This is a genomic window from Mycobacterium shunyiense, assembly GCF_058270075.1.
Genome location: NZ_JBZDPU010000007.1, coordinates 31,336 through 57,540 on the forward strand (window position 1 = coordinate 31,336; position 26,205 = coordinate 57,540).

Consider the following 26,205-nt stretch of genomic DNA (forward strand, 5'->3'; position numbering starts at 1 on the left):
CTGTCTAGGCTCTCACGCGTGAAGGTCATGACAGCGTTGTTCGGGCCGCGCGACGCGATGGGTCGGGCTGCGGCCCTGCGCGAGGCCGGTGCCAGTGGAGTGTTCACCTTCGAGGGACCCCACGATGTATTCACCCCGCTGACGCTCGCCTCCACGGTCGGGGATCTCGACCTGATGACGAATGTGGCAATTGCGTTTCCCCGTAACCCGATTCACCTGGCACACCAGGCCATCGACCACCAGATCCTGTCCGGTGGAAGGTTCACGCTCGGGCTCGGTACGCAGATCCGGACGCAGATCGAGAAGCGGTTCGGCGCGGACTTCGACCGGCCCGTGGCCCGGATGTCAGAGTTCGTCGCGGCCTTGCGGGCGATCTTCGCTGCCTGGGACACCGGGGAGCGGCTCGACTTTCGAGGCGACTACTACCGGCACACGTTGATGACACCGACGTTCACCCCGCGGGACAACCCGTACGGTCCGCCGCCCATATATGTCGGCGCGCTGGGCCCGCGGCTCACCCGGGCCACCGCGCAGTTCGCCGACGGCTTGTTGGTCATGCCGTTCGGTTCGAAGCGGTTCCTGCACGAGGCGACGTTGCCCGCGGTGCGTGACGGGCTCGCCGCCGCCGGACGTGACGCGGGGGAGCTGGCGATCGTCCCGGAGATCATCGTGTCTGTAGGGGACGACCACGACGCGACGCGACGGCTGCTGGCCTTCTACGGATCGACCCCGGCCTATCGCCCGGTGCTGGACGTTCACGGCTGGGGTGACCTGCAGCCGGAACTCAACGCGCTGTCCAAGCAGGGCCGCTGGCAGGAGATGGGTTCGCTGATCGACGACGAGGTGCTGCACACCATCGCGGCATGCGGTAGCCCCGCCGATGTCGCCGCTCACATCCGCGACCGCGTGGCCGGGGTGTCCGACCGGATCTGCCTGTACCAACCCGGCCCGATCGCGGTGGAATCGCTTGCCCAGATCGTCGACGCGCTGCGCGACTGAACGCCTAGGGTGGGTGGTACTCGTCGGGACCAAAGGAGGTTCGCCATGGGCGGTGATCGCCATGCGGCGGATCCGGACTATTCGGATGTGCTCATCATCGGGGCCGGGATCTCGGGGTTGGGCGCGGCCTATCGTGTCCACGAGAAGAGTCCCGGGCTGACCTACACCGTGCTGGAACGCCGATCGCGGATCGGCGGCACCTGGGACCTGTTCCGGTATCCGGGGATCCGCTCGGACAGCGACATCTTCACGCTGAGCTTTCCGTATCAACCCTGGACCCGGCCCGAGAACGTCGCCGATGGCAGCGATATTCGCGACTACCTGACCGACACCGCCCGGGAACATGGAATCGACCGCCATATCCGGTTCAACACCCGTGTGCTGTCGGCGGATTGGGATTCGGACACCGACACCTGGACGGTGCACGCCGAGCAGGACGGCCAGGCCGCGACCTTCCGGTGCCGGTACCTGTTCTGCGGCACGGGCTACTACAACTACGACGAGCCCTACACCCCGGAGTTCCCCGGAATCGAGACGTTCGGTGGCGACGTCGTGCACCCGCAGTTCTGGCCCGAGTCACTGGATTACTCGGGCAAGCGCGTCGTGGTGATCGGCAGCGGGGCCACCGCGGTCAGTCTGGTGCCCGCGCTGGCGCAGCAGGCCTCGCACGTGACGATGCTCCAGCGCTCACCGACCTACATGGTGTCGGCGGACCGCATCGTTCCCTCGGTGCAGGCGATCCGTAAGTTTCTGCCGCGCAAGCTATCTCATCAGATCGTGCGGTTCCGCAACGCGATGATCCACGTGCTGAGCTACTTCTTCTTCCGTAAGGCACCCGACCTCGGTCGCCGGTTCCTGCGCAGCCGGACGGTGGCCCTGCTGCCCGAGGGGTATCCCGTCGACGTGCATTTCAAGCCGCGATACAAGCCGTGGGATCAACGGTTGTGCCTCGTGCTCGACGGGGACCTGTTCGAGCACATCAGCGACGGACGGGTCGATGTCGTCACCGATCACATCGACCACATCGACGCCGCGGGCATCGTGTTGAAGTCGGGCGGGCGGGTGGACGCCGACGTGATCGTCACGGCGACCGGCCTGCAACTGCAGGCCCTCGGCGGCATCCGGTTGTCGCTGGACGGTCACGAGGTCAAACCGACCGAGCGATATGTCTACAAGGAGTTCCTGCTCGAGGATGTCCCGAACCTGGCTTGGTGCATCGGCTACACGAACGCGTCGTGGACGCTGCGGGCCGACATGACCGCGCGTGCGTTCGCAAACCTGTTGGCCTACATGGGCGCTCACGGCTACACCCACGCCTACCCGCACAAGGGTGCGGCGCCGATGCCGGAGAAGCGGACCTGGGATCTGGAGGCCGGCTACATCCAGCGTTCCGAGCATGCACTGCCGCGTTCGGGCACCAAGCGGCCGTGGCACGTGCGACACAACTACGTGCTGGATGCCATCGACCACCGCTTCGACCGCATCGACGAGTCGATGGTCTTCGGCCGCGCCCCCGCCGCCGAGTCGGTGGCCTCCTAAGCACCGCGAGCGGGCGTGTCTGCTGCGAGACACGCCCTATTTCGTCAGCGGTTTGCGCACGATCGTCACGTGAATGCGCAGGACAAACGGTTCCAGCCGCAGCCCGCACCGCGCCAGCAGTATGCCTGGTGCGCCGCCTTTCCGCTGTTCGGACAATCTCGTCCTTGACACAGCCCAGACGAGGTGGCAACCTCCTGAACATGTTCACTGAACATGTTCAGTCAAGGACCGAACAGCGAGATGCCACCCAGCGCAAGGTTTTGGCGACCGCTGAAAAGCTGTTCCGCGAGCAAGGCTTCGAATCGACGACTGTTCGGCAGATCGCAACCGATGCCGGAGTAAGCAGCGGGACCGTGATGAGCGTCGGAGACAAAGACGGCTTGTTGGTGGCAGTGTTCGACGACCGGATCGCAGCGGTGCACGCCAACCGAAAAGGTCTCACCCGAAGGCCATCTCACGCGAATGCACCGAAGGCGATTGCCAAACTGTTCGAACCGTTCCTGACCTACTTCGCCGAAGATCCAGCCCTCTCACGCCGGTATGCGTCGATCATTGTTCGCGGAGATCACACTTCGAGCATCTTTGGTGATCTGGCAGAAATCCTGGTGGGCGAAATCGAATCGGCTCTGCTGCACGTCGGTGTCGGCGAGTCTGATGCCGCGCGCAACGCTCGCACCATCTATTTCGCATACCTGGGCATTGTGCTCAGCGGCAACAACCAGGCATTGGGACACCGGTCGGTGCCCGACCAACTACGCGACGTCATCGAGTGCGTCATCGCACCAACCCGACAAGGAGAATGATTGTGATCGACACGCCGCACTGGTGGTGGCTCACCGCAATTCTGGCGATCGTGATCCTCGGGGACGCGCTGATCTCGCTCAAGCCGCCGCGATTTATCCAAGGATGCCTCGATGGTGTCGGACTCCCTCGTGACTGGTGGTGGGTGCTGATCGTGGTCAAACTTCTTGCCGGCGTCGGGTTGATTGCCGGCCTCAAATATCCAGGCGTGGCGTTCTCGGCCAATGCGGGAATTGTCGTCTATTTTCTGTGCGCCTGCTATGCGCATTACCGCGCCCGATTTCTGAAACAGGAATTCTGGATCAATTGCCTGGGCATGCTCCTGTTCTCAGCCTTCATACTGGTGGTCTCATACGTGGCATGAGGCCTTCTGCCCAACACGTTGGGCATGCTGGCCATGTCACGGCGTACGGATACGAAGACCCGTCGAGAGCAACTGCGTCGCCGACAGTCCAAAGGTGGTCTTGAAGCTGTCGGCCAGGTGTGACGGGCTGGCGAACCCGGCATCGGCAGCTGCGGTGGTCAGATTCTCACCGGCCGCCACGGCAGTCCCGGCCGCGACGAGCCGGCTCCAGATCCGGTAGCGCCGCAGACTGGTCCCCGCCTCGCGGCGGAACAGGTGCAGGAACCGCGATTCGGAGACCCCCGCGGCGGCTGCCAGTTCGCGTGCGGATACCGCTGCGGCGGGGTTCTCGCGAATCTGCTTGGCCACCAATTCGATCCGGGGGTCGATCCGGTGGGGGGTATCCGGGGCGGCGAGGTCCAGCCAGCGCCGCGCCGCCTCGTCGTCCTCCGGCATGGCCGTCAGTCTGGTCTCTGCGGCATGGCCTACCCCGATGCCGTCCCGGAACTCGGTGAACTGCTGCCGGCACGACGCACTGCGTTGCGAGCTGGGATCGAGGTAGCTCGACACCAACCCACCCTGCATCGAAAGGTGATGGGTGAGCCGCGGCGGGATCAACACGCTGCGTGCGACGGTGGCGCTGCCCTGGAGTGTCACGGTCAGCGGTCCGTCGATCCCGACGGCCAGGCACCACACCGATCCGGAATGCGGCTCAAGGCCGAGCCCCGGCCCGGTGTAGAGCGCCTGCCCCGGCCACAGCCACACCGTCGGGCAGCAGGTTTGTGGAAGCGCGGGCCCGGGTTCAGGCGGCATGCTGGCCTCCTCATCAATTGATCAGGAGGCTACCGTGGTCATCGCAGTAATCGTCGTGGCCGGGGTGTTCTTCCTCGGCATGGGTGTCTACGCACTGGCAGCTCCGCAGGCGATTCTGCGTCCGTTCGACTACGACCTCAGAACCGCCGCCGCCCGCGCGGAAGTCCGTGGCGTGTATGGCGGTTTCGGTATCGCGATCGCCGCGGTGCTGACCTACGCGGCCATGACGCCGGGGGCGGTCCGGACCGGGATCCTGATCACCGTCGGCGCCGCGCTGGTCGGGATGGCCGTCGGCCGCGGTGTGTCGGCGGTGTTCGACGAACGTACGTCGTTCTATCCCAACTGGTTCTACTGCGTGGTCGAAGCGATCGGCGCGGGCGCGCTGTTCTGGGTGGCCTGAGTCAGCCGCTCTGCCGCGCTTTTCCGCCGCATCGTCACGCCAGAGTGGCGCTCAAGCCCGAGCGTCACGCCAGCGTGACGCCGTGGTTCGGGCTCCGATTGCCATGTCACGCCAGAGTGGCTGCCGGCGGCGGCAGCCACTCTGGCGTGACAAACTGCCGGCTAGAGAGTGACAAACTGAGGGCTACGGGGCGACAGTCAGCCAGTCGGCGAAGCCGGACGGATCGTGACGGCCGAGTGCGCCGTGCTCGAACAGGCCCCAGCCCTCGACCGGTGCACCGTCGCCTTCGGTGCAGACAGCGCGACCGACGTGGTCGATCACACCGAACGCAGTTCGGCCGACGACCGCCGGATCGGTCATGTCGTAGGTGCGCCGTTCGGTGAACTTCTCGCCCTTCCACACGCCGTGAATCCAGTCGACGTCGCCGCCGTAGCCGCCGCCGACGTGAATCGGCACGGGCAGTTTGGATTCCACGTCGAAGCGGACGGGGGTGCCGTCGGGTGTGGTGGCCTCGATGGTGGCTCCGGTGGGGATCCGGGTGCCAGAGCGGTAGTGGATCTTCACCCGCGGCCAGCCGAGTTGCTCGACACGACCGTCCTTGAAGACCCGGCTGCAGTCGTTGAGGGATCGGAACCCGCTGGGGTCTTCCTGGATGATGAAGACGATCGAGAAGTCGTCGAACGCCATCGGGACGTACAGCCACCACATGCCTTCGAACGGCGGGTCGGCCGGTCGCCCTGCAGGCTCGGCCTCACCGACCGGGCGGATGCCCCAGGACCGGTCGCGGGAGCCGATCCAGGTGTCCGGGTCGACGTCGATGCGCTGGCCGTCGATCTCCAGATAGCCGCTCCAGGAACCTGTTTGGGCGAAGCGCTGGGCGTCGAGCGTGACCCGGTTGCCCTGACGCATCAGGTGCGGCTGCTCTTGCACCACGTCGAACAACCCGTTCCAGGTGAGATCCGCGGCGACACCCTCGGTCTCGTCGAGCACGATGCGGATCTTCTTGAGCGGCTCGGTGACCTCGACCCGGTAGCCCAGCACATGCTGGTTGAGCCGGTCTTGATCGATCGCGTCGGACAGGTGTACCGCCGTCTGCTCGTTGCCGCGGCGTACCAGGAAATAAGCGTCCTTCACCCCGAGGTTGGGGTAGTAGCCGAGACCGGTGATGACGAAGATGTCGCCGGTGCGGTCATGGGCGTTGAAATACGAACGGTCGTAGAAGTTCCGGTCGGACGAGCCGGGCCAGGCGATCGGCTGGGGGACTTGGTGGACGGGGTATTCGTCCATCGGGCCGAGCATTTAGGACTCCTCGATCAGGCGCCGCAGCAACGGCGCGTGGTAGAACATCGTTTCGACATCGTCGGGCTTCTCGGTCTCGCCGAAGTGCACGCGGCGGGCGCCGGTGCGCATGAACACGCAGCACCAGATGACCCCCGAGTAGATGTAGAACCAGCGCAGGTCGCTGAGTTCGGCGCCGGTCAACTCGCGGTAGGTCGCGCGGACATCCTCCTCGCGCATCACGTCGGGCAGACCGGGCAATCCGGCCATACCGGACAGTTCCTGAAACACCATGTGCGCGAAGATGATCCAGGAAACATCGAGTTCGCGCGGGCCGAGGGTGGCCATCTCCCAGTCGAGGACCGCAGCAGGGCGGAAGTCGTCGTACAGCACGTTGCCGATACGCGAATCACCCCACGTCAGAACGGTTTCGGAGGCCGCCACGTCCTCGGGGAAGTTGTCCTCGAGCCATTTCAGCGCTCGCTCGACGAGTGGTGAGCGGCCGATATCGGGGACCGAGAATTCGTACCAGTCCTTCAGCCAGCCGAAGTGCCGGCGCAGCGGGGTGTCACCGGGCGGATCGATCTCCGACAGGAACCCGAACCGCTCTGCGGCGTCCGGGATCGCATGCAGCTTGGCGAGCACCGCCACGGTGCTGTCCTGAAGTTCGCGCTGGCGTTCGATCGGGGCGTCGGCGAACCAGTTCCCGCCGAAGGTGTAGGGCATGACATCGGGCGGCACCTGGCCGTCGACTCGGTCCATCAGGAAGAACGGCGTGCCCAGCACCTCGCCGGTGGTGTCCATCCAGCGCACGTTGGGGACGGGAACGTCGGTGAGTTCGCCGACCTGCCGCATCACCTCGAACTGGTGGTCAAGCCGGTACGACGAGAACACCGGGACATCGTCCTGGGTGGGGGCGACGCGGGCCACCCACTTTTGCTCCTTCGGCTCGCCGTTCTCTTCCCAGCGTCCGGTCAGCATGATCGTTTCTGAGGACATACCGTTTGAGTCCACACCGCTTTCCACGGTGATCTCGGGGGTGACACCGCCCGGCATCACGGTGGACAGCCATTTCGACAGCACCGAGGGGAGGGTGGTGACGTCGCGACTGGAGCGTTGCAGGTGGTCGACGTTCTCCACAGGAGCGTCCACGGCCTCGTTTGCCATTCAACTGTTCCTTACGGCCACAATTACGATACTGTTAGTAGCGTTATGAAAGCAGAGCCATCACCGGTTGGCAAGACCGCCGGAGCGGGGCGTCCCCGTGACCCGCGCATCGACGCTGCCATATTGCAGGCCACCGTGGACCTGCTTGTCGAAATCGGTTACGCGAACCTGACGATGGCCGCGGTCGCCGAGCGCGCGCAGACCACGAAAACCGCGCTGTACCGCCGGTGGTCGAGTAAGGCCGAGCTGGTCCACGAGGCGGTGTTCCCCGCGACCGCGTCGGGCCTGACCGCTCCGGCCGGTGACATCGCCGCCGATATCCGGGCGATGATCGGCGCTGCCCGCGACGTGTTCACCAGCCCGGTGATGCGCGCGGCCCTGCCCGGACTGGTCGCCGATGTCGTCGCCGATACCGACCTGAACTCCCGCGTGATGCAGCGGTTCGCCGGAACCTTCGTCACCGTGCGCGCCCGGATCGTCGACGGCATCGTCCGGGGCGAGGTCCAATCTGATGTCGACCCCGACCGCCTGGTGGAGCTCATCGGCGGGTCGACCATGCTGCGGATGCTGCTGTGGCCCGAACGTGAACTCGACGACGAGTGGGTGGCGCAGACGGCGGCCATCCTGGTGCACGGGGCCACCGTCAAGCCGTGACGTCCGACGCCTTTACGTCAGCCTGAGGACAAATCTTCCGAGCGGTTCCAACCCCGCATAACCTGCGGCCACGTGACTGTTACCGCCCCACGTTCACTGGCCACTGCCAAGCCGAGTGCGCGCACCGTCGCGCTGGGCAGTGCGGTCGGCACCACGATCGAGTGGTACGACTTCTACCTGTACGCCACGGCCGCGGCCCTGGTCTTCAAACCGTTGTTCTTCCCGAACATCTCGTCGACGGCGGGCACGCTGGCCTCGTTCGCGACCTACGCCGCGGGGTTCGGTGCCCGGCCCTTGGGCGCCCTGATATCTGGTCACTACGGAGATCGGCTGGGGCGCAAGGTGGTTCTGGTCACCGCGCTCGTGGGGATGGGGCTGAGCACCTTCGCGATCGGACTCCTGCCGACCTACGCCCAGATCGGGCTGCTCGCGCCCGTGCTGCTGGTCGGCCTGAGGCTGCTGCAAGGCCTGGCGGTGGGCGCCGAATGGGGCGGTGCGGCACTACTTTCGGTGGAGCATGCACCGCCAGGCCGCCGCGGCCTGTTCGGCAGTTTCACCCAATTGGGTTCCCCGGCCGGCATGTTGCTCTCGACGGCGATCTTCTACGTGACGAGAACCGTCGCAGGCCCCGAAGCCTTCCTCGCCTACGGTTGGCGAATCCCGTTCCTGCTCAGTGCCGTCCTGGTCGTGATCGGTTTGGTGATCCGGCTGCGGCTCACCGACGCCGAGGTTTTCACCGAGGTCCGAGACCGCGGTGAGGTGGCGCGGCTGCCTGTGCTGGAGGTGCTGCGCACCCAACCGCGCAATGTGTTGATCACCACCGGGCTGCGGTTCTCGCAGATCGCCCTGTTTGTCCTTCTGACCACGTATTCCTTGACCTACCTGCAGGATTCGTCGTCCGCGGGCAGTCAGGTCGGCTTGACGGCAGTCTTGATCGCGTCGGCCATCGGCCTGGTCAGTACGCCGGCATGGGCAATGCTGTCCGACCGGATCGGCCGGCGGCCTCCGTATCTGTTCGGTGCGGTGGCCGGTGTGGTGGCCCTCATCCTGTTCTTCGTCGCGGCGGGAACCGGGTCCCACATCGCGATCGTGTTGTCGATCGTGTTCGGTGTCAACATCGCTCACGACGCCATGTACGGGCCGCAGGCCGCCTGGTTCGGGGAATTGTTCGACACCCGGGTGCGCTACAGCGGTGCCTCGTTGGGGTATCAGATCGGTGCCGTGCTCTCGGGCGGTTTCGCACCGCTGATCGCGGCGGCGCTGCTGGTCGCAGGTGGCGGCACCCCGTGGCTGATCGTCGGATATTTCGTAGTGCTGACGGCGATCACGTTCGCGGCGGCCTATTTCGCGCGGGAAACGCATCGGGATGAGATCGGGGACGCGCGATGAGCAGGATCTATCTCAACGCCTTCGACATGGCCTGCGTCGGACATCAGTCCGCGGGTTTGTGGCGCCACCCCGAAGACCAGGGGTACCGATACCGCGAGCTCAAGTACTGGACGGATCTGGCCCGCACGCTGGAGGCCGGCGGCTTCGATGCGTTGTTCCTGGCCGACGTGCTCGGCGTCTACGACGTGTACGGCGGATCGCGGGATGCCGCGGTGGCCGATGCCGCACAGGTACCGGTCAACGACCCGACACTGGCCGTCTCGGCCATGGCGGCGGTCACCGAGACCCTCGGATTCGGTGTCACGGTGTCGTTGACCTACGAGCAGCCTTATGCGCTGGCACGGCGGTTCTCGACACTCGACCACCTGACCGACGGCCGCGTGGCCTGGAACATCGTCACCTCCTATCTCGACAGTGCCGCCAGGAATCTGGGGCTGGATGCCCAGATCCCGCACGACGAGCGCTACGAGATCGCCGAGGAGTATCTCGAGGTCTGCTACAAGCTGTGGGAGGCATCGTGGGAACCCGACGCCGTCGTCCGGGACAGGGAACGCGGCGTGTTCACCGATCCGGCGAAAGTCCATGACATCGAGCACAAGGGGCGCTACTTCAGCGCCCCAGGGCCGTTCCTGTGTGAACCGTCTCCGCAGCGCATCCCTGTGCTGTTTCAGGCGGGTGCCTCGCCGCGAGGGGTCCGGTTCGCCGCGGCGCATGCCGAGGCGGTGTTCGTTTCCGGCCCGACGCCCGAAATCGTGGCCAAGCCGGTCAAGGCGCTGCGCGCCGCTGCCGCTGAGCACGGCCGAGATCCCCGGTCCATCAAGGTTTTCACGATGCTGACCCCGATCGTCGCAGAGACCCATGAGGCGGCCGTGGCCAAGCTGGACGACTACCGGCAGTACGTCAGCACCGAAGGTGCGCTGGCGCTGTTCGGTGGCTGGACCGGGGTCGATCTGGCCGAACTCGGGGCCGACGAACCGCTGAGATACGTCCAGACCGAGGCCAATCGTTCGGCGTTGGCGTCGTTTACCACGCAGGACCGGAACTGGACGGCGGGAGAGCTGGCCGACGAGGTCGGTCTAGGCGGGCGTGGCCCGGTGGTGGTGGGTTCGCCGACCGAGGTCGCCGACGAACTCGAACGCTGGGTCGACGAGGCCGACGTCGACGGGTTCAACCTGGCCTATGTCACCACACCGGGCACCTTCGTCGACTTCGCCCGCCATGTCGTGCCCGAACTTCGTCGTCGCGGCCGAGTGCCCGACCACGGTGAGCGGGTGACACTCCGTGAGCGCCTGGGAGGGGCCGGACCGTTGCTCTCACCGGACCATCCCGGTGCCACCCACCGGCCGCCGGACTGGGCCTGAGGCATTGACATGAACCACGGTTGAGGTCCGACACTGGTGGCATGAACCTGAAGGAGCGGCAGGACATCAGGGCCGTCATGGCCGCCACCACCGACCTGTGGGTAGCACACGACATGGATGGCTGGGGCCGGTATTTCACCGAGGATGCCGACTTCGTCGCACACGGCGGAATTTGGTGGACCTCGCGTCAAGCGAATGTCGAAGGGCACCGCGATGTTCCGAAATCCGTTGTCCGGCAGAAGTGCAACTACACCCAGCGGGTCGAGTCCATCGCCGAGGTCGCTCCGGGTGTGGCGCTGGTGCACACCCGCTGGGACTGGCCCGACCGCGTCCAGCCGGGCGCACAGGCCCAGGACCGCAGCGGCATCATCAGCTACGTCCTCGTCGAGAACGACGGACGCTGGCTGATCCGCTCCGCCCACAACACCCGGGTGCGCTAGCGATGGCCATCCAAACCTTTCCCACCGATTGGCAGACCGCGCTGGTGTTGGTGGCCCACCCGGATGATCCCGAGTACGGCGTCGGGGCCGCCGTCGCCAAGTGGACCGACGAGGGAAAGTCCGTGCAGTACGCGCTGGCTTCGCGCGGTGAGGTCGGCATCGCCGGTATGCCGCCGGAACAGGCCGGGCCGCTGCGGGAAGGGGAGCAGCGGCGGTCGGCCGCCATCGTCGGCGTCGATGACGTGTCGTTCTGGGACTTTCCGGACAGCAACATTCGCGACACTCCCGAACTGCGGGCGAAGATCGCCGACACCATCGCGGCGGTGCGTCCCGACGTCGTCGTCACCCTCTACAGCGGGCCCAGCTGGGCGCCCGGCGCACCCAATCAGCGTGACCACATCGAATTCGCCCACGCCGTCGCGGCGGCTTACGACAGCTTGACCGATCCGCCGGCCTGGCTCTTCGAGAACGGGCCGGACCCGTCGCACTGTGAGGTCGTCGACGGCTATACCGATGTGGCGGTGAGATCTCTTGCCGCCCATGAGGTTTACCTGTCGGTGCTCGACCCGAAGACTCCCGTCGTCGAACAGGCCCGGCAACAGGTGGAGATGTCGACGCCCGCCCTGCCGGGATTCGGCGGGCGAACCGTCGGCTTCATTCTGAAGCGGCATCGCTGAACCGGGCAGGAATCGGCTTACCATCGCAGCTGTGCGTGCAGTGGTCTATTCCGAGGTGGGCGTGCGGCCCGTCGTGGTCGACGTGGCCGATCCCGAATGTCCCGACGACGGGGTGGTCGTCGAGGTGGCGGCCACCGGCGTGTGCCGGTCCGACTGGCACGCGTGGCGGGGCCACGATCCGGTGGCCTTGCCGATCATTCCCGGTCACGAATTCGCCGGGACCGTTGTGGCGTTGGGTGCCGACGTGTCGGGCTGGCAGGTGGGCGATCGGGTGACCGCGCCGTTCGTCCTGGGTTGCGGTCGCTGCGAGTTCTGCTTGTCCGGGAACGCCCAGGTGTGCCCCGATCAGCTCCAGCCGGGTTTCACTCTGCCCGGCTCCTTCGCACAGCGGGTCGCGGTCCCGCGGGCGCAGGCCAACCTTGTCCGTCTGCCTGACGAGGTCTCGTTCGTGGCGGCGGCTTCGCTGGGGTGCCGGTTCGCGACCTCGTACCGAGCCCTGGTCGTCCACGGTGAGGTACAGCCCGGCCAGTGGGTCGCGGTCCACGGGTGTGGCGGGGTAGGCCTGTCGGCGGTGATGATCGCGAAAGCCTTCGGCGCCAAGGTCGTTGCCGTGGACCGCAGCGCTCAGGCGCTGGACGTCGCGAACCGTCTCGGAGCCGATGAGCTGATCAATGCCACCGAGATCCCCGACACCGCAGCCGAAGTCGTGCAACGGACCGGCGGCGGTGCACACATCGGGGTCGACGCGATCGGACATCCGGCGGTCGCGGCGGCCTCCGTGTCCTCGTTGCGGCGGCGCGGTCGGCATATCCAGGTGGGGCTCCTGCTGGGTGATGCGGCACAGACCGCGCTCCCGATGGACCGGGTGATCGCCCAGGAACTCGCGATCCTCGGGTCGCACGGTATGCCTGCCGTCGACTACCCGGCGATGCTGGGTCTTCTCGCGTCGGGTGCACTGCAACCGGAGTTGTTGGTAACCCGGCGGGTGGGGCTCGATCAGGCGGGCGCGGCGATGGCCGCCATGGACACGCCCACCGGGCCGGGGATCACGATCATCGAGCCGGCCTCGCCGGGCTAGCTGTCGATCTGGCCCCGGTTACGTTGGGCCACCGCCTGATAGCGGTCACCCAGACCGTCGAAATCCCGGGCCTGCGCGCCGGCGATCTCCTGCTCGGCGGCGAGTGCGGGACCGACGATCGGTTGGCTGCCGCGGGTGTAGATCTCTTTGAGGCCTGCCATGGTCGGTCCCGGTACCTCGGCGATCTGACCGGCCAGTTCCAGTGCCCGCTCCAGTAGCCGCTCGTGCGGCACCACCTCGGTGACCAGGCCGAGGCGTTCGGCGCGGGCGGCATCGATAACCTCACCGGTCATCGACAGCCGCCGCGCCATGGCCGCACCGACCACGTGAGGCAGCCGGGCCGTCATCCCGCCGCCGGGCAGGATGCCGATCCGGGCGTGGGTGTCGGCGAACACCGCCCGCTCGGAGGCGATCAGGAAGTCGCAGCCAAGCGCCATCTCCAGCCCGCCGGTGAACGTCGCCCCGTTGATCGCCCCGATGATCGGAGTGCTCAACTCGCCGGTCTTGGTGATGCAGTTGTGCGACCGGAACTTCTCGAAGTAGTCCATGCCGAGGGTCTGCGCCTCTTTGAGGTCGACGCCGGCGCAGAACGCGGGGTCGGTCCCGGTGAGCACGATCGTCCGTACGGCCGGGTCGGTGTCGGCCTCGTCCAGGGCGCGGTACAGCTCCTCGATCAGCTCGCGTCCCAGCGCGTTCCGCGACTGTGGACGATGCAGGGTGAGGACCCGGACAGCGCCGTGGTCAGTGGTAAGGACAACATCGCGAGCAGACATAAAATCGCATGCTACGCCGCATATTTGTGCGAGTTTGCGTCTGCTCGCGGTGAGAAATCAGCGCAGGAAGGTCTCGGCATTGTTGGCCAGGTCCAGCAGCGGTTGCGGCAGGGCGCCGAGCGCGAAGGTGACGGCCGCGGTGACGGTGATGACGGCGGCGGTGAGCCCGCTCGGAACAACGACTTCGGGGGCCCCCTCGGGCGGGTCGGTGAAGAACATGAGCACGATCACCCGCACGTAGAAATAGGCCGCCACGGCACTGGCGATGACGCCGATGATGACCAGCGGGATGGCCCCGCCCTCACCTGCGGCCTTGAACACCGCGAACTTGCTGACGAATCCGCTGGTCAGCGGAATTCCGGCGAATGCCAGTAGGAACAACGAAAACACCACGCCGACAATGGGATATCGCCGGCCCAGACCGGCCCACTGCGCCATCGACGTCTCCTCCTCGTCGGCGGCGTTGCGAACCAGACCGACAACCGCGAACGCGCCCAGCGTGCTGAATCCGTAGGCGAACAGGTAGAACAGCGTGGAGGACACACCGGCCGGGTTGGCGGCGATCACGCCGGTGAGGATGAAACCCGAGTGGGCCACCGCGGAGTAGGCGAGCATGCGTTTGACGTCCGTCTGGGTGACGGCGGTGATGGTGCCGACCACCATGGTCAGGATCGCGATCGCCCACAGCACGGGCCGCCAGTCGTCACGCAACTGCGGCAGCGCCACGTAGAAGATGCGCAGCATGGCGCCGAACGCGGCGATCTTGGTTCCTGCGGCCATGAATGCGGTGATCGCGGTCGGGGCGCCCTGGTACACGTCGGGGATCCACGAATGGAACGGAACGGCACCGACTTTGAACAACACGCCGACCAGCAAGAGGGCAACACCGATCAGTGCCAGCGGAGTGTTGGGTGCCTTGGTGTCCACGGCGGTGGCGATTCCGGCCAGATCCAGGGTGCCGGCGTAGCCGTACAGCATGGCCGCGCCGTAGAGGAAGAAGGCCGACGAGAACGCGCCCAGCAGAAAGTATTTCATCGACGCTTCCTGCGACAGCAGCCGCCGGTGTCGGGCCAGCCCGCACAGCAGGTAGAGCGGAAGCGACAGGACTTCCAGCGCGATGAACATGGTCAGCAGATCATCGGCGGCCGGGAACAGGAGCATGCCGCCGATGGCGAACATGGTCAGCGGGAAGACCTCGGTCTGCATCACCCCTGACTTGGTGGCCATCTTCTCGGCCACGCTTCCCGGCACCGCCGAGGCCTGTGGCGTGAAGCCGTCCAGACCGGCGATGCCGTCTTGCGTAGCAGTTCTGGGTTGCCGTTCGGCGATCAACAGGATCCCCAGTGCACCGACGACGGCGATGGTGCCCTGCAGGAACAATGCGGGTGCATCGAGGACCACCGAGCCCAAGACCGCGGGTCGGCCGGGGGTGCCGTGAAGGTCCCGGGCCAAAAGGACGACAGCCACGACGGCGGCGAGCAGTCCGCCCAGTGCAAGGGCGACCTGTACCCGGTAGCGGGCCGGTCGGGGCAGGAAAGCCTCGACCAGTACACCGGCCACTCCCACCCCGAACACGATCAGCATGGGGGACAGCAGGCCGTATTCGATGCTCGGCGTCACCATGATCAGCGGACCCCCTCTGCCAGCTTGGGCAACACCTGCGGTGGCGGATCGTTCTGTCCGATGGTGGTCAACGTGTGCTGGACGGCCGGATTGATCACGTCCAGAGCGGGTTTGGGATAGATGCCCAGCACCAGCAGCAGCGCGATCAGGGGGACCACCACGGCGAGCTCGCGAGGAACCAGGTCCCGGATCCGGTGTCCGTCGCCGGCGAGCCCCTCGGGGAGCGGGCCGGTCATCATCCGTTGGTACATCCACAGGATGTACACGGCGGACAGCACCAGTGCGGTGGCGGCGAACACCGCGACCACCGGGTACCGCGTGAATGTGCCGATGAGAACCAGGAATTCACTGATGAACGGCGCCAGGCCCGGCAAGGACAACGTGGCCAGGCCGGCCACCAGGAACGTTCCGGCAAGGACCGGGGCCACCTTCTGCACGCCGCCGTAGGAATCGATCAACCGGGAACCATGGCGCGAGACCAGGAATCCGGCGATCAGGAACAGTGCGGCCGTGGAGATCCCGTGGTTGATCATGTACAGGGTCGACCCGGCCTGACCCTGACTGGTCATCACGAAGATGCCCAGGATGATGAAACCGAAATGCGAGATCGAGGTGTAGGCGATCAACCGCATCACATCGGTCTGGCCGATCGCCAGGACGGCGCCGTAGACGATGCCGATCACCGCGAGAGTGATGACCAGGGGCCGGAAATACGTTGACGCATCGGGGAACAACGGTAGGCAGTAGCGCAGCATGCCGAACGTGCCGACCTTGTCCATGATGGCCATCATCAGCACCGCGCTCGCGGGGGTGGCCTGAACCGCGGCATCGGGCAGCCAGCGGTGGAAAGGCCACAGCGGCGCCTTGACGGCGAATGCGAACATGAAACCGAGGAACAGGAAGTTCGCCACCATCGGGTTGATCACGAGCTCACCGGACGAGACCGCGGCGACGATCGCGCGGAAGTCGAACGTGCCCGAATCGAAGGCATCGCTGCCCGCGGTGACCACGTAGAGCCCGATCACCGCGGCCAGCATGACCAGGCCGCCGAACAGGTTGTACAGCAGGAACTTCACCGCCGCTTTAGATCTGTGCTCCCCGCCGAACCCGCCGATCAAGAAGTACATCGGGATCAGCATGGCCTCGAAGAACACGTAGAACAGCAAGATGTCCAGGGCCACCAGGGACATGAACACCATGCCCTCGACGGCCAGCGTCAGCGCCAGGTAGGCCTGGACGCCGCGGCCGCCCAGCCCGGTCTGGTGGGTGGCGTCATTCCAGCCCGCGACGATGAGCAGCGGCAGCAGCACCGCGGTGAGGACCACCAGGGCCAGAGCGATTCCGTCGACCCCGAGGATGTAGCCGGTGCCGAACGACGGGATCCAGCGGTGTGATTCGACGAACTGATACTGCTCACCGGCGGGAGCGAAGCCGACGGCGAGCACGGCGGCCAGACCCAGCGCGGCCAGCGAGACCACCAGCGCGAACCATTTGGCCAGTGTCCGCTGCGCCGCGGGCAGCAGCATCACCACGGCGGCTCCCACCGTCGGGGTGGCCCACAACGCCGTCAGCCACGGAAATGTGCTCACCACAGTCGCACCGCCAGGATCGTCGCCACCACCAGGGCCGCCCCGCCCAGCATGGAGAGCGCATAGGAGCGGGCGAAGCCGGTCTGCAACTGGCGCAACCCGTCCGATGTTCGGCTGACCAGCGCGGCCAGGCCACCTGCGGTGCCGTCGACCACCTTGTCATCGACGGTCACCAGGGCCGCCGTCAAGGTCTGGCCACCTCGCATGAACACCGCCTCGTTGAAAGCGTCGCCGTACAGGTCGCGCCGGGCCGCCACCGTCAGCGCCGAGCCGTCGGGCACCTCGACCGGAACCGGCCGCTGCGCATACATCCGGTAGGCCACCGCAATGCCGACCGCGACGACGGCCAGCACCACCACAGTGACCACCCACGCAGGGATCGCATGGTGCGCCTCGTGAGCGCCGACAACCGGCTCGAGCCAGTGCGACAGCGTGCCACCGATCGCCAGCGCGCCGCCGGAGACCACCGAGCCGACCGCGAGCAGGATCATCGGCCAGGTCATCACGGCCGGCGCCTCGTGCGGATGCGCCTGCTCATCCCAACGCTTTTCGCCGAAGAACGTCATCAGCATCACCCGGGTCATGTAGAACGCGGTGATCCCGGCCCCCAGAATGGCTGCCCCGCCGAGGATCACCCCGCGTACGCCCCCGGCGCCCAGCGCCGCCTCGATGATGCTGTCTTTGGAGAAGAAGCCGGCCAGCGGCGGGACTCCGATGATGGCCAGATAGCCGAGTCCGAACGTGGCGAACGTGATCGGCAGGACCTTGCGCAGACCGCCGTAGCGGCGCATGTTCACCTCGTCGTTCATCGCGTGCATCACCGACCCCGCCCCGAGGAACAGGCCGGCCTTGAAGAATCCGTGCGTGAGCAGGTGCATGATCGCGAACGCGTACCCGGCGGGCCCGAGGCCGGCGGCCAGCACCATGTAGCCGATCTGGCTCATGGTCGACGCGGCCAGCGCCTTCTTGATGTCGTCCTTGGCGCAGCCGATGATCGCGCCGAACAGCAGCGTGACCGCGCCGACGACGACCACACCGGTCTGAGCTCCCGGGGCCAGGTCGAAGATCGGCCCGGACCGCACGATCAGGTAGACGCCGGCGGTCACCATCGTGGCGGCGTGGATGAGCGCCGACACCGGGGTCGGGCCCTCCATCGCGTCCCCGAGCCAGGACTGCAGCGGCACCTGGGCCGATTTGCCGCAGGCGCCCAACAACAGCAGGAGGCCGATCGCGGTCAACGTGGCTTCGCTCAATGCCGGTGCGGCGCCGAACACCCCGGCGAACGAGATCGACCCGACGGTGGCGAACATGATCATCAGCGCGATGGCCAGACCCATGTCGCCGACCCGGTTGACGACGAACGCCTTCTTGGCTGCGGCGGCCGCCGACGGCTTGTGCGACCAGAACCCGATCAGCAGATACGAGGCGAGGCCCACGCCTTCCCACCCGGCATACAGGCCCAGGTAGTTGTCGGCGAGCACGAGCAGCAGCATGGCCGCCACAAACAGATTCAGGTACGCGAAAAACCTTCGCCGATCAGGATCTTCGGCCATGTACCCGATGGAGTAGATATGGATCAAGGACCCCACGCCGGTGATCAGCAGCACGAAGCACACCGACAGCTGATCGAGTTGCAGGCCGAAATCGACCTGCAAGCCGGCCACCGGCACCCAGGAGAACAGGGATTCTGCGACGGCCCGGCCCTCGTCGGGGCGGCCCAGCATCTGGCTGAACTGCACCGCTCCGACGGCGAAGGCGCTCAGCGCGGTCGCGCAACCCAGCAGATGCCCCCACCGGTCGGACCGTCGGCCGCTCAACAGCAGCACCGCTGCTCCGGCGGCCGGGAGTGCGATCAGAAGCCACACAGGTAGTGTCATGTCGCCCTTAGTGCTTCAGCAGGCTGGCGTCGTCGACCGAGGCCGAATGGCGGGTACGGAAGATGGTCATGATGATGGCCAGGCCGATCACCACTTCGCAGGCGGCCACCACCATGGTGAAGAACGCCACCACCTGACCATCGAGATGACCGTGCATGCGGGAGAACGCCACGAACGCCAGATTGGCGGCGTTCAGCATGAGCTCGACGCACATGAACATCACGATGGCATTGCGCCGCAGCAGTACTCCCGAAGCGCCGATGGTGAACAACAGCGCCGACAGGTAGAGATAGTTGTCGGGATTCATCGCATCACCCCTCCCCGTTGGCCGAGTTACTGATCGTGCGCTGCGGCAGGATGGCGCTCACCGACAACGCCGCATCGGAGCCATCGGGCAGTCGGGCCGGGACATCGACGGCGTTATGCCGTGCGTAGACACCGGGATTGGGCAGCGGCGTCGGATGACCTCCGGCCTGGAACCGTTCGACGGCCAGTTCTCGCTGGGTTTTGCGGCGCTCGAAGCGCTCTCGGTGCGCCAGTACCATCGCGCCGAGAGCGGCGGTGATGAGCAGTGTGCTGGTCAGCTCGAATGCCCACAGGTACCGGGTGAAGATCAGGGCCGCCAGTCCTTCCACGTTGCCACCGCTGTTGGCCTGGGCCAGCCCGGTGAACCCGCTGACAGACACGCTGCCGATCCCGGCGATCAACAGGATGCCGAACCCGGTGCCCGCCGCGAGTGCCGCAATGCGTTGGCCGCGTATCGTTTCGGCGAAGGATTCGGCCAGGTCGACACCGATGAGCATCAGCACGAACAGGAACAGCATCATCACCGCGCCGGTGTACACCACCACCTGCACCACGCCGAGGAACAAGGCGTCCTGGGCGATATAGAGCACCGCCAGCGCGATCATGGTGCAGGCCAGAAACACCGCGGAGTACACCGCTTTCGGTGCGGCGACCACGCCGATGGCGCCGAGCACCGCGACCGTCCCGAGGATCCAGAACAGCACCGCCTCCGATGTCGACGTCCGCGCAGAATGTTCAGCGGCGAGCATCAGGACGTCGGGGCTCACTGGGCGTCCTGGGAAAGCGGGGTGATCCGGCCGAGGTAGTAGTCGTCGTCGGTACTGCCCGGCGCCATGTCGTGGGGTGGTGCCTGCATCCCGGGTTGCATCGGGGCCAGCAGCTTGTCCTTCCCCCAGATCAGGTCGGCCCGGTTGTCGTCGGCCATCTCGTATTGGTTGGTCATCGTCAACGCCCGGGTCGGGCAGGCCTCGATGCACAATCCGCACCCGATGCAGCGCAGATAGTTGATCTGGTACACCCGGCCGTAGCGTTCGCCCGGCGAAAAGCGTTCGTCGGCAGTGTTGTCGGCGCCTTCGACGAAGATGGCGTCGGCCGGACAGGCCCAGGCGCACAATTCGCAGCCGATGCACTTCTCCAGGCCGTCGGCGTAACGGTTGAGTTGATGACGGCCGTGATATCGCGGTGCGACCGGTCCCGGTTTCTCCGGATACTCTTCGGTGATCGGCTTTTTGAACATCGATCCGAAGGTGACCGCGAATCCGGCCAGGGCGTCGACGAACTTGGGCATCTTAGGCATCGACAGCCTCCTTTCCAGCATTCGGCAGCGGAGGTACCGGGTAGGCGCCGGCGCTCTGCTGCGGTATCGGCTGAGCAATCCTGCCCCGCAACGCTTTCCACAGCGCGGCTGCCAAAACCGCCACGATGACGACCGCGGTGGTCACCAGGCCGGTGGCCCAGTTGTGGTACCCGTGCTCGCGCAGGCTGTGAGTGACGGCGACGACCATGATCCACACCAGTGACACCGGGATGAGCACCTTCCAGCCCAATGCCATGAACTGGTCGTAACGCATCCGGGGCAGGGTGGCCCGCAGCCAGAAGTATCCGAACATGAACATCCACACCTTGGCGGTGAACCACAGCAGCGGCCACCAGCCGCTGTTCGCGCCGTCGATCAGGTTGAACGGGAACGGTGCATGCCAGCCGCCGAGGAACATCGTGGTGGCCAGCGCGGAGACGGTGGTCATGTTGACGTACTCGGCGAGCATGAACATCGCGAACTTCAACGACGAGTACTCGGTGTGGAAGCCGCCGACCAGTTCTCCCTCGGCCTCGGGCAGATCGAAAGGCGCCCGGTTGGTCTCGCCCACCATCGACGTCACATACACGACGAACGAAGGCAGCAGCAGGAACACAAACCACGTGCTGTCCTGGGCCGCCACGATGCCCGAGGTGGACATGGTGCCCGCGTAGAGGAACACCGCGGCGAACGACAGGGCCATCGCGACCTCATAGGAGATCACCTGGGCGCTGGAACGCAGACCGCCCAGCAGCGGATAGGTGGACCCCGACGCCCACCCGGCCAGCACGATGCCGTACACCCCGATCGAGGTGACAGCCAGGATGTAGAGCACCGCGACGGGCAGATCGGTCAACTGCAGCGCGGTACGGTGGCCGAAGACCGAAACCTCGCCTCCCATCGGGATCACCGCGAACGCCATGAATGCAGGGATCACCGAAATGATCGGCGCCAGCAGGTAGATGGGCTTGTCGGCGCCGGCAGGGACGAGCCCTTCCTTGAGTGCCAGCTTGACCCCGTCGGCCAACGACTGCAGCAGACCCCAGGGGCCCACCCGGTTGGGGCCGGGCCGCAACTGCATGCGGCCCAGCACCTTCCGTTCGATGAGGATCGCCGCGAGCACGGTCAGCAGCAGGAAGACGAACACCCCGAGTGCCTTGGCCAGGATCAGCCACCACGGGTCGTGACCGAACAGGGTGGGGTCGGGGTAGGTCATGAGTCGGCCTGCCCGATCGAGGCCCGCGTGATCGAGACCAGGGCACCGGCGGTCACCCCGAGTTGTCGATGGATCGCCGACCCCGGGGAATTGGTGGGTAGCCACACCACCCGGTCGGGCATCTCGGTGATCGACAGCGGCAAGGTGACCGATCCGCGGTCGGTGCTCACGGTCACCGGATCTCCCGCTGCCACACCGAGTTCAGTGGCGGTACCGGGCGAGAGCCGCGCCACCGGGCAGACCGCAGTGCCGGCCAGATAGGGTTCGCCGTCCTGCAGGCGTCCGGCGTCGAGCAGCAGACGCCAGCTGGCCAGCACCGCCTGTCCGGGCCCGGGGGTCGGGCGTGGTTCGGGTGTCGCCACCGGCTCCGCGGCGCGGGGTCCGGTCCAGCTACCGAGCCGGGCCAGTTCGCCGTCCGCGGCGTCGGGTCCGGTCAGCCCGAGGTCGACGCCGATCTCGTCGGCGAGGTAGTGCAGTACCCGCAGGTCGGGAATCGCGTTCGTCTGCAACGCCGGCTTGAACGGGCGAATCCGGCCTTCCCAGTTCACGTATGCGCCGGCCTTCTCCACCACCGGCGCCACGGGGAACACCACATCGGCCAGCTCGGTGACCTCGCTCTCGCGCAGTTCGAGACTGACGACGAGCGGGGTGGCGCGCAGTGCGGCCAGCGCCGTGGCCGGGTCGGGCAGGTCGGTAACCTCGACGCCGCCGAACAGAAGCGCGGCGAGTTGTCCGTCAGCTGCCGCGGCCAGGATGGCGTTGGTGTCGCGTCCGGTGGTGCCGGGCAGTTCGGCGGTGTTCCACACCGTAGCCGTCTGGGTTCGTGCGTCGGCATCGGTGACGGGGCGACCCCCGGGCAGCAGGTTCGGCAGGGCGCCGGCCTCTACGGCGCCGCGCTCGCCGGCCCGGCGCGGCACCCACGCCAACCGGGCCCCAGTTGCCGTGGCCAGGCGCTGCGCGGCCGACAATGCGCCGGGTGAGGTGGCCAGTCGCTCACCGACCAGGATCACCGCCCCTGGTCCTCGCAGTCGCTCATCGGTCTCCAGCGCGGCCAGTGCATCCGCCTCGGCTCCGGGGACCGTGGGGATCAGCGTGCCCGCCATCTTGGTCAGCCCGCGACTGGCGAACGGTGCCACCGAGAGCACCTGCTGGCCGTTCTTGCGGGCGGCCTTGCGCAGTCGCAGGAAGACGATCGGGGATTCCTCTTCGGGCTCCAACCCGACCAGCAGCACGGTCGGTGCCTTTTCCAGTTCGGCGTAACGCAATGTCATCGGTTGTCCGGCGATGCGGGCAGCCAGGAAATCGGCCTCCTCGCCGGAGTGCGGCCGCGCGCGGAAGTCGATGTCATTGGTGCCCAGCACCATCCGGGCGAACTTCGAGTAGGCGTAGGCATCCTGCACGGTGCAGCGCCCGCCGACCAGCACACCGGTGCTCGACGCGGCAGCCAGCAGGCCCGCCCCGGCCACCGTCAGCGCTTCTGACCACGATGCCGGGCGCAACGCGCCGTTCTCCCGGACCAACGGCGTCGTGATCCGATCTCCGACCGTGGCATAGGTGAACGCCCACCGACCCTTGTCGCAGTTCCACTCCTCATTGACCTCGGGATCGTCACCGGCCAGGCGCCGCATGACCTTGCCTCGGCGGTGATCGGTGCGCTGGGCACATCCCGACGCGCAGTGTTCGCAGACACTGGGGCTGGACACCAGGTCGAATGGCCGGGCCCGGAAGCGGTAGGCCGTCCCCGTCAGCGCCCCCACCGGGCAGATCTGCACGGTGTTACCGGAGAAGTAGGACTGGAACGGCTCGCCGGGGGCGATGCCCACCTGTTGCAGCGCACCACGTTCCAACAGTTCGATGAACGGGTCGCCGGCGATCTGTGCGGAGAACCGGGTGCAACGGGCGCAAAGCACGCACCGTTCGCGATCCAGGAGCACCTGCGCGGAGATACTGATCGGCTTCGGATAGGTCCGCTTGACGTCCTCGAACCGGGTTTCGGGGCGCCCGTTGGACATTGCCTGGTTCTGCAGGGGACATTCACCGCCCTTGTCGCAGATCGGGCAGTCCAGCGGGTGGTTGATCAACAGTAGTTCCATCACACCGCGCTGGGCCTTGTCGGCAGCTTCGGAGCTGAACTGGGTGTGCACCACCATGTCTGGGCTGACCGTGGTGGTACAGGAGGCCATCGGCTTGCGCTGACCCTCGACCTCGACGAGGCACTGCCGGCAGGCCCCCACCGGGTCGAGCAGCGGGTGATCGCAGAACCGCGGGATCTGGACACCCATCAGTTCGGCGGCGCGGATCACCAACGTGCCCTTGGGGACACTGATCTGTTCACCGTCGATGGTGAGCGACACCATTTCCACCGGCGGGGTGTCCTTGGTCGGCTCGGCCAGCGTCATGCACGGCCCCCTTTCCTTGCGCGAGCAGACGCGAACTCGCACGGCGCGCCCGGTAAAAGTGCGACTTTGTGTCTGCTCGCGGTGAGAAACATCTACGCACCCGCCCCTTCGGTCGCCATCAACGTCGAGGCGTGCGGATCGAACGGGCAGACCCCGTCCAGGTGCGCCACGTACTCGTCACGGAAGTACTTGATCGAGGACATGATCGGGCTGGCCGCACCGTCACCCAACGCGCAGAACGACTTTCCGAAGATGCCGTCGGCGATGTCGAGCAGTTTGTCGATATCGGCCCGGGTGCCAGCACCGGTTTCCAGGCGGGCGTAGATCTGGGCCAGCCAGTACGTGCCTTCGCGGCACGGTGTGCACTTGCCGCAGGATTCGTGCGCATAGAACTGTGTCCAGCGTCGTACTGCCCGGACCACGCAGGTGGTCTCGTCGAAGATCTGCAGCGCTTTGGTGCCCAGCATGGATCCGACGGAGGCCATGCCCTCGTAATCCAGGGGCACATCGATGTGTTCGGTCGTCAGCAGCGGTGTCGACGATCCGCCCGGAGTCCAGAATTTCAGGGTGTGCCCGTCGCGGACGCCACCGGCGTAGTCGAGTAGTTCGCGCAGGGTGATGCCCAGCGGCGCTTCGTACTGTCCGGGCCGGTTGACGTGGCCCGACAGCGAATACAGCGTGAAGCCAGGGGATTTCTCCGATCCCATCGACCGGAACCAGTCCACGCCGTTGACGAGGATCGGGGGAACGCTGGCGATGGACTCGACGTTGTTGACCACTGTCGGGCAGGCGTAGAGGCCCGCGACGGCGGGAAACGGTGGGCGCAGTCGTGGTTGGCCGCGGCGGCCCTCCAGGGAATCCAGCAGCGCGGTTTCCTCGCCGCAGATGTAGGCGCCCGCTCCGGCGTGCACGGTCAGTTCCAGGTCGAATCCGGAGCCGAGGATGTCGGTGCCCAGATATCCCGCCGCATAGGCCTCGGCGACCGCGGCCTGCAGCCGGCGCAAGACCGGCACCACCTCGCCACGGACATAGATGAACGCGTGGCGGGCCCGGATCGCGTACGCCGCGATGATGATGCCCTCGATCAGAAAGTGCGGTGTGGTCAGCAGGAGCGGAATGTCCTTGCACGTACCGGGTTCTGATTCGTCGGCATTGACGACGAGGTAATGGGGCTTGGCGGCCGGACCGTCTTCTCCCTGGGGGATGAACGACCACTTGGTGCCGGTCGGGAAACCTGCGCCGCCGCGTCCACGGAGTCCGGAGTCCTTGACCAGCGCGATCACGTCGTCGGGCCCCATCGCCAGGGCGCGCTGCAGCCCGCGGTAACCGTCATGGCGGAGGTAGGTGTCCAGCGTCCACGGTTCTGGTTCATCCCAGAATCGGCTCAGTACCGGGGTCAGCGCGGTCACGAGATCGGGCCTCCCGCTTCGGGAGTGGACATGCCGCGTTTCCTGGCTTCCCGCAGACCGGCCAGCGTGGCTGTGCCGGGGGCACCTCCCGGGGTGTGCGGGTCGGTCAGACCGGCCAGGGTCCGGGCGGTTTCCCGGAAAGTACACAGTGGTGCACCGCGGGTCGGGGCCGGCGGCGTTCCGCCGCGCAGGCCGTCGACGAGATCCCGCGCCGACGACGGGGTCTGGTTGTCGTAGAACTCCCAGTTGACCATCACCACCGGTGCGTAATCGCAGGCGGCATTGCACTCGATGTGTTCGAGAGTGACCCGGCGATCGGCCGTGGTGTCCCCGGCATGGATGCCCAGATGATCCTGCAGGGCATCGAGTATCGCGTCGCCGCCCATGATCGCGCACAACGTGTTGGTGCACACCCCGACGAGGTATTCGCCCGTCGGCGTGCGCCGGTACATCGAGTAGAACGTGGCGACCGCGGCCACCTCGGCATCGGTCAGGCCCAACAGCGTGGCACAGAAACCGATTCCGGCCGATGTCAGGCAACCGTCCTCGGCCTGCACCAGATGCAGCAACGACAACAGCGCAGAGCGGGCTTCGGGATAACGGGCGATGATCTGCTCGGCGTCGGCGGTGAGCCGCGCCGTCACCTCATCCGGATATGCCGCGGGCCCGTTGATCGGCGGGCCCGCTTCATCGGGGCGTTGCCCCAGTTGAATGAATACGTCAGTCATCCGTGCTGTCTCCTCTTCGCGCAAGCGCTCACAGGCCGTTTCCTCTTCG

General features: G+C 66.4%; 25 protein-coding genes. 11 read left to right on the forward strand and 14 right to left on the reverse strand.

Translation table 11 applies throughout. From position 1 onward, the window contains the following. Positions 1–27 precede the first annotated feature (27 nt). The 4 genes from AC4ELH_RS05695 to AC4ELH_RS05710 all read left to right on the forward strand — a co-directional run bounded on the left by AC4ELH_RS05695 (position 28) and on the right by AC4ELH_RS05710 (position 3,703). Positions 28–999, forward strand: coding sequence for a TIGR03617 family F420-dependent LLM class oxidoreductase (locus AC4ELH_RS05695; RefSeq protein WP_064879137.1), 972 nt, complete (start codon positions 28–30; stop codon positions 997–999). A 45-nt stretch (positions 1,000–1,044) separates the two neighbouring features. After that, positions 1,045–2,538 (forward strand): flavin-containing monooxygenase, encoded by a 1,494-nt coding sequence (locus tag AC4ELH_RS05700; RefSeq protein ID WP_448442718.1) that lies wholly within the window; start codon positions 1,045–1,047, stop codon positions 2,536–2,538. Between the two features lie 128 nt (positions 2,539–2,666). After that, on the forward strand, positions 2,667–3,341 hold the full coding sequence (locus AC4ELH_RS05705; RefSeq protein ID WP_498883449.1) for a TetR/AcrR family transcriptional regulator: 675 nt from the start codon (positions 2,667–2,669) through the stop codon (positions 3,339–3,341). Next, positions 3,338–3,703 (forward strand): DoxX family protein, encoded by a 366-nt coding sequence (locus tag AC4ELH_RS05710; protein WP_498883450.1) that lies wholly within the window; start codon positions 3,338–3,340, stop codon positions 3,701–3,703. The genes AC4ELH_RS05705 and AC4ELH_RS05710 overlap by 4 nt, the downstream gene beginning before the upstream one ends. Positions 3,704–3,739: 36 nt before the next feature. Here AC4ELH_RS05710 and AC4ELH_RS05715 read toward each other — a convergent pair whose 3' ends face one another. Further along, a complete protein-coding gene (locus tag AC4ELH_RS05715; RefSeq protein WP_498883451.1) occupies positions 3,740–4,495 on the reverse strand; it encodes an AraC family transcriptional regulator in 756 nt (251 codons plus the stop codon). Between AC4ELH_RS05715 and AC4ELH_RS05720 the strand changes: the two genes are divergently transcribed. Beyond that, on the forward strand, positions 4,494–4,895 hold the full coding sequence (locus tag AC4ELH_RS05720; RefSeq protein ID WP_448442726.1) for a DUF4345 domain-containing protein: 402 nt from the start codon (positions 4,494–4,496) through the stop codon (positions 4,893–4,895). The two genes, AC4ELH_RS05715 and AC4ELH_RS05720, sit on opposite strands and share 2 nt — an antisense overlap. Before the next feature lie 183 nt (positions 4,896–5,078). On the opposite strand, the gene AC4ELH_RS05725 is transcribed toward AC4ELH_RS05720, so the two are convergent. Together AC4ELH_RS05725 and AC4ELH_RS05730 are read right to left on the reverse strand one after the other, a co-directional pair. Beyond that, positions 5,079–6,194: an Rv3169 family protein gene (locus tag AC4ELH_RS05725; protein WP_498883452.1), complete on the reverse strand. Its 1,116-nt coding sequence runs from the start codon at positions 6,192–6,194 to the stop codon at positions 5,079–5,081. Beyond that, complete coding sequence (locus AC4ELH_RS05730) at positions 6,195–7,340, reverse strand: phosphotransferase family protein (RefSeq protein ID WP_064929171.1); 1,146 nt, start codon at positions 7,338–7,340, stop codon at positions 6,195–6,197. It lies immediately after the preceding gene. Between the two features lie 45 nt (positions 7,341–7,385). Between AC4ELH_RS05730 and AC4ELH_RS05735 the strand changes: the two genes are divergently transcribed. The 6 genes from AC4ELH_RS05735 (at position 7,386) to AC4ELH_RS05760 (ending at position 12,939) form a co-directional block, all read left to right on the forward strand. Beyond that, entirely contained in the window at positions 7,386–7,994 is a 609-nt protein-coding gene (locus tag AC4ELH_RS05735; protein ID WP_498883453.1) for a TetR/AcrR family transcriptional regulator, read from the forward strand. A 96-nt stretch (positions 7,995–8,090) separates the two neighbouring features. Next, positions 8,091–9,383, forward strand: a complete 1,293-nt coding sequence (locus AC4ELH_RS05740; RefSeq protein ID WP_498883571.1) for an MFS transporter — start codon at positions 8,091–8,093, stop codon at positions 9,381–9,383. Continuing rightward, complete coding sequence (locus AC4ELH_RS05745; protein ID WP_498883454.1) at positions 9,380–10,744, forward strand: LLM class flavin-dependent oxidoreductase; 1,365 nt, start codon at positions 9,380–9,382, stop codon at positions 10,742–10,744. Before AC4ELH_RS05740 ends, AC4ELH_RS05745 begins: the two co-directional genes overlap by 4 nt. Before the next feature lie 41 nt (positions 10,745–10,785). Beyond that, positions 10,786–11,184, forward strand: a complete 399-nt coding sequence (locus AC4ELH_RS05750; RefSeq protein ID WP_498883455.1) for an SgcJ/EcaC family oxidoreductase — start codon at positions 10,786–10,788, stop codon at positions 11,182–11,184. A 2-nt stretch (positions 11,185–11,186) separates the two neighbouring features. Beyond that, positions 11,187–11,861 (forward strand): PIG-L deacetylase family protein, encoded by a 675-nt coding sequence (locus AC4ELH_RS05755; protein ID WP_463790051.1) that lies wholly within the window; start codon positions 11,187–11,189, stop codon positions 11,859–11,861. A gap of 31 nt (positions 11,862–11,892) precedes the next feature. Beyond that, entirely contained in the window at positions 11,893–12,939 is a 1,047-nt protein-coding gene (locus AC4ELH_RS05760; RefSeq protein ID WP_498883456.1) for a zinc-dependent alcohol dehydrogenase family protein, read from the forward strand. On the opposite strand, the gene AC4ELH_RS05765 is transcribed toward AC4ELH_RS05760, so the two are convergent. The 11 genes from AC4ELH_RS05765 to nuoE all read right to left on the reverse strand — a co-directional run bounded on the left by AC4ELH_RS05765 (position 12,936) and on the right by nuoE (position 26,156). Then, entirely contained in the window at positions 12,936–13,712 is a 777-nt protein-coding gene (locus AC4ELH_RS05765; protein ID WP_448442738.1) for an enoyl-CoA hydratase, read from the reverse strand. The genes AC4ELH_RS05760 and AC4ELH_RS05765 overlap by 4 nt on opposite strands. 57 nt (positions 13,713–13,769) lie before the next feature. Beyond that, positions 13,770–15,335: an NADH-quinone oxidoreductase subunit NuoN gene (nuoN, locus tag AC4ELH_RS05770; protein ID WP_448442739.1), complete on the reverse strand. Its 1,566-nt coding sequence runs from the start codon at positions 15,333–15,335 to the stop codon at positions 13,770–13,772. A gap of 2 nt (positions 15,336–15,337) precedes the next feature. Continuing rightward, complete coding sequence (locus tag AC4ELH_RS05775; protein WP_448442741.1) at positions 15,338–16,927, reverse strand: NADH-quinone oxidoreductase subunit M; 1,590 nt, start codon at positions 16,925–16,927, stop codon at positions 15,338–15,340. Beyond that, the gene (gene nuoL / locus AC4ELH_RS05780; RefSeq protein ID WP_498883457.1) at positions 16,921–18,801 is read right to left on the reverse strand and encodes an NADH-quinone oxidoreductase subunit L; all 1,881 of its coding nucleotides are present in this window, start codon (positions 18,799–18,801) and stop codon (positions 16,921–16,923) included. Before nuoL ends, AC4ELH_RS05775 begins: the two co-directional genes overlap by 7 nt. Before the next feature lie 7 nt (positions 18,802–18,808). Continuing rightward, positions 18,809–19,108 (reverse strand): NADH-quinone oxidoreductase subunit NuoK, encoded by a 300-nt coding sequence (gene nuoK / locus AC4ELH_RS05785; protein WP_064878910.1) that lies wholly within the window; start codon positions 19,106–19,108, stop codon positions 18,809–18,811. A gap of 4 nt (positions 19,109–19,112) precedes the next feature. Next, a complete protein-coding gene (locus AC4ELH_RS05790; RefSeq protein WP_448442987.1) occupies positions 19,113–19,856 on the reverse strand; it encodes an NADH-quinone oxidoreductase subunit J in 744 nt (247 codons plus the stop codon). Between the two features lie 14 nt (positions 19,857–19,870). After that, positions 19,871–20,395 (reverse strand): NADH-quinone oxidoreductase subunit NuoI, encoded by a 525-nt coding sequence (gene nuoI / locus AC4ELH_RS05795; RefSeq protein WP_064878914.1) that lies wholly within the window; start codon positions 20,393–20,395, stop codon positions 19,871–19,873. Position 20,396: 1 nt separating this feature from the next. Then, positions 20,397–21,620 (reverse strand): NADH-quinone oxidoreductase subunit NuoH, encoded by a 1,224-nt coding sequence (gene nuoH, locus AC4ELH_RS05800; RefSeq protein ID WP_448442745.1) that lies wholly within the window; start codon positions 21,618–21,620, stop codon positions 20,397–20,399. Beyond that, positions 21,617–24,019, reverse strand: coding sequence for an NADH-quinone oxidoreductase subunit G (locus tag AC4ELH_RS05805; protein ID WP_498883458.1), 2,403 nt, complete (start codon positions 24,017–24,019; stop codon positions 21,617–21,619). Before AC4ELH_RS05805 ends, nuoH begins: the two co-directional genes overlap by 4 nt. A gap of 92 nt (positions 24,020–24,111) precedes the next feature. Continuing rightward, positions 24,112–25,428 (reverse strand): NADH-quinone oxidoreductase subunit NuoF, encoded by a 1,317-nt coding sequence (gene nuoF, locus AC4ELH_RS05810; RefSeq protein ID WP_498883459.1) that lies wholly within the window; start codon positions 25,426–25,428, stop codon positions 24,112–24,114. Then, entirely contained in the window at positions 25,425–26,156 is a 732-nt protein-coding gene (gene nuoE, locus AC4ELH_RS05815) for an NADH-quinone oxidoreductase subunit NuoE (RefSeq protein WP_110776842.1), read from the reverse strand. Before nuoE ends, nuoF begins: the two co-directional genes overlap by 4 nt. Positions 26,157–26,205: the final 49 nt, after the last annotated feature.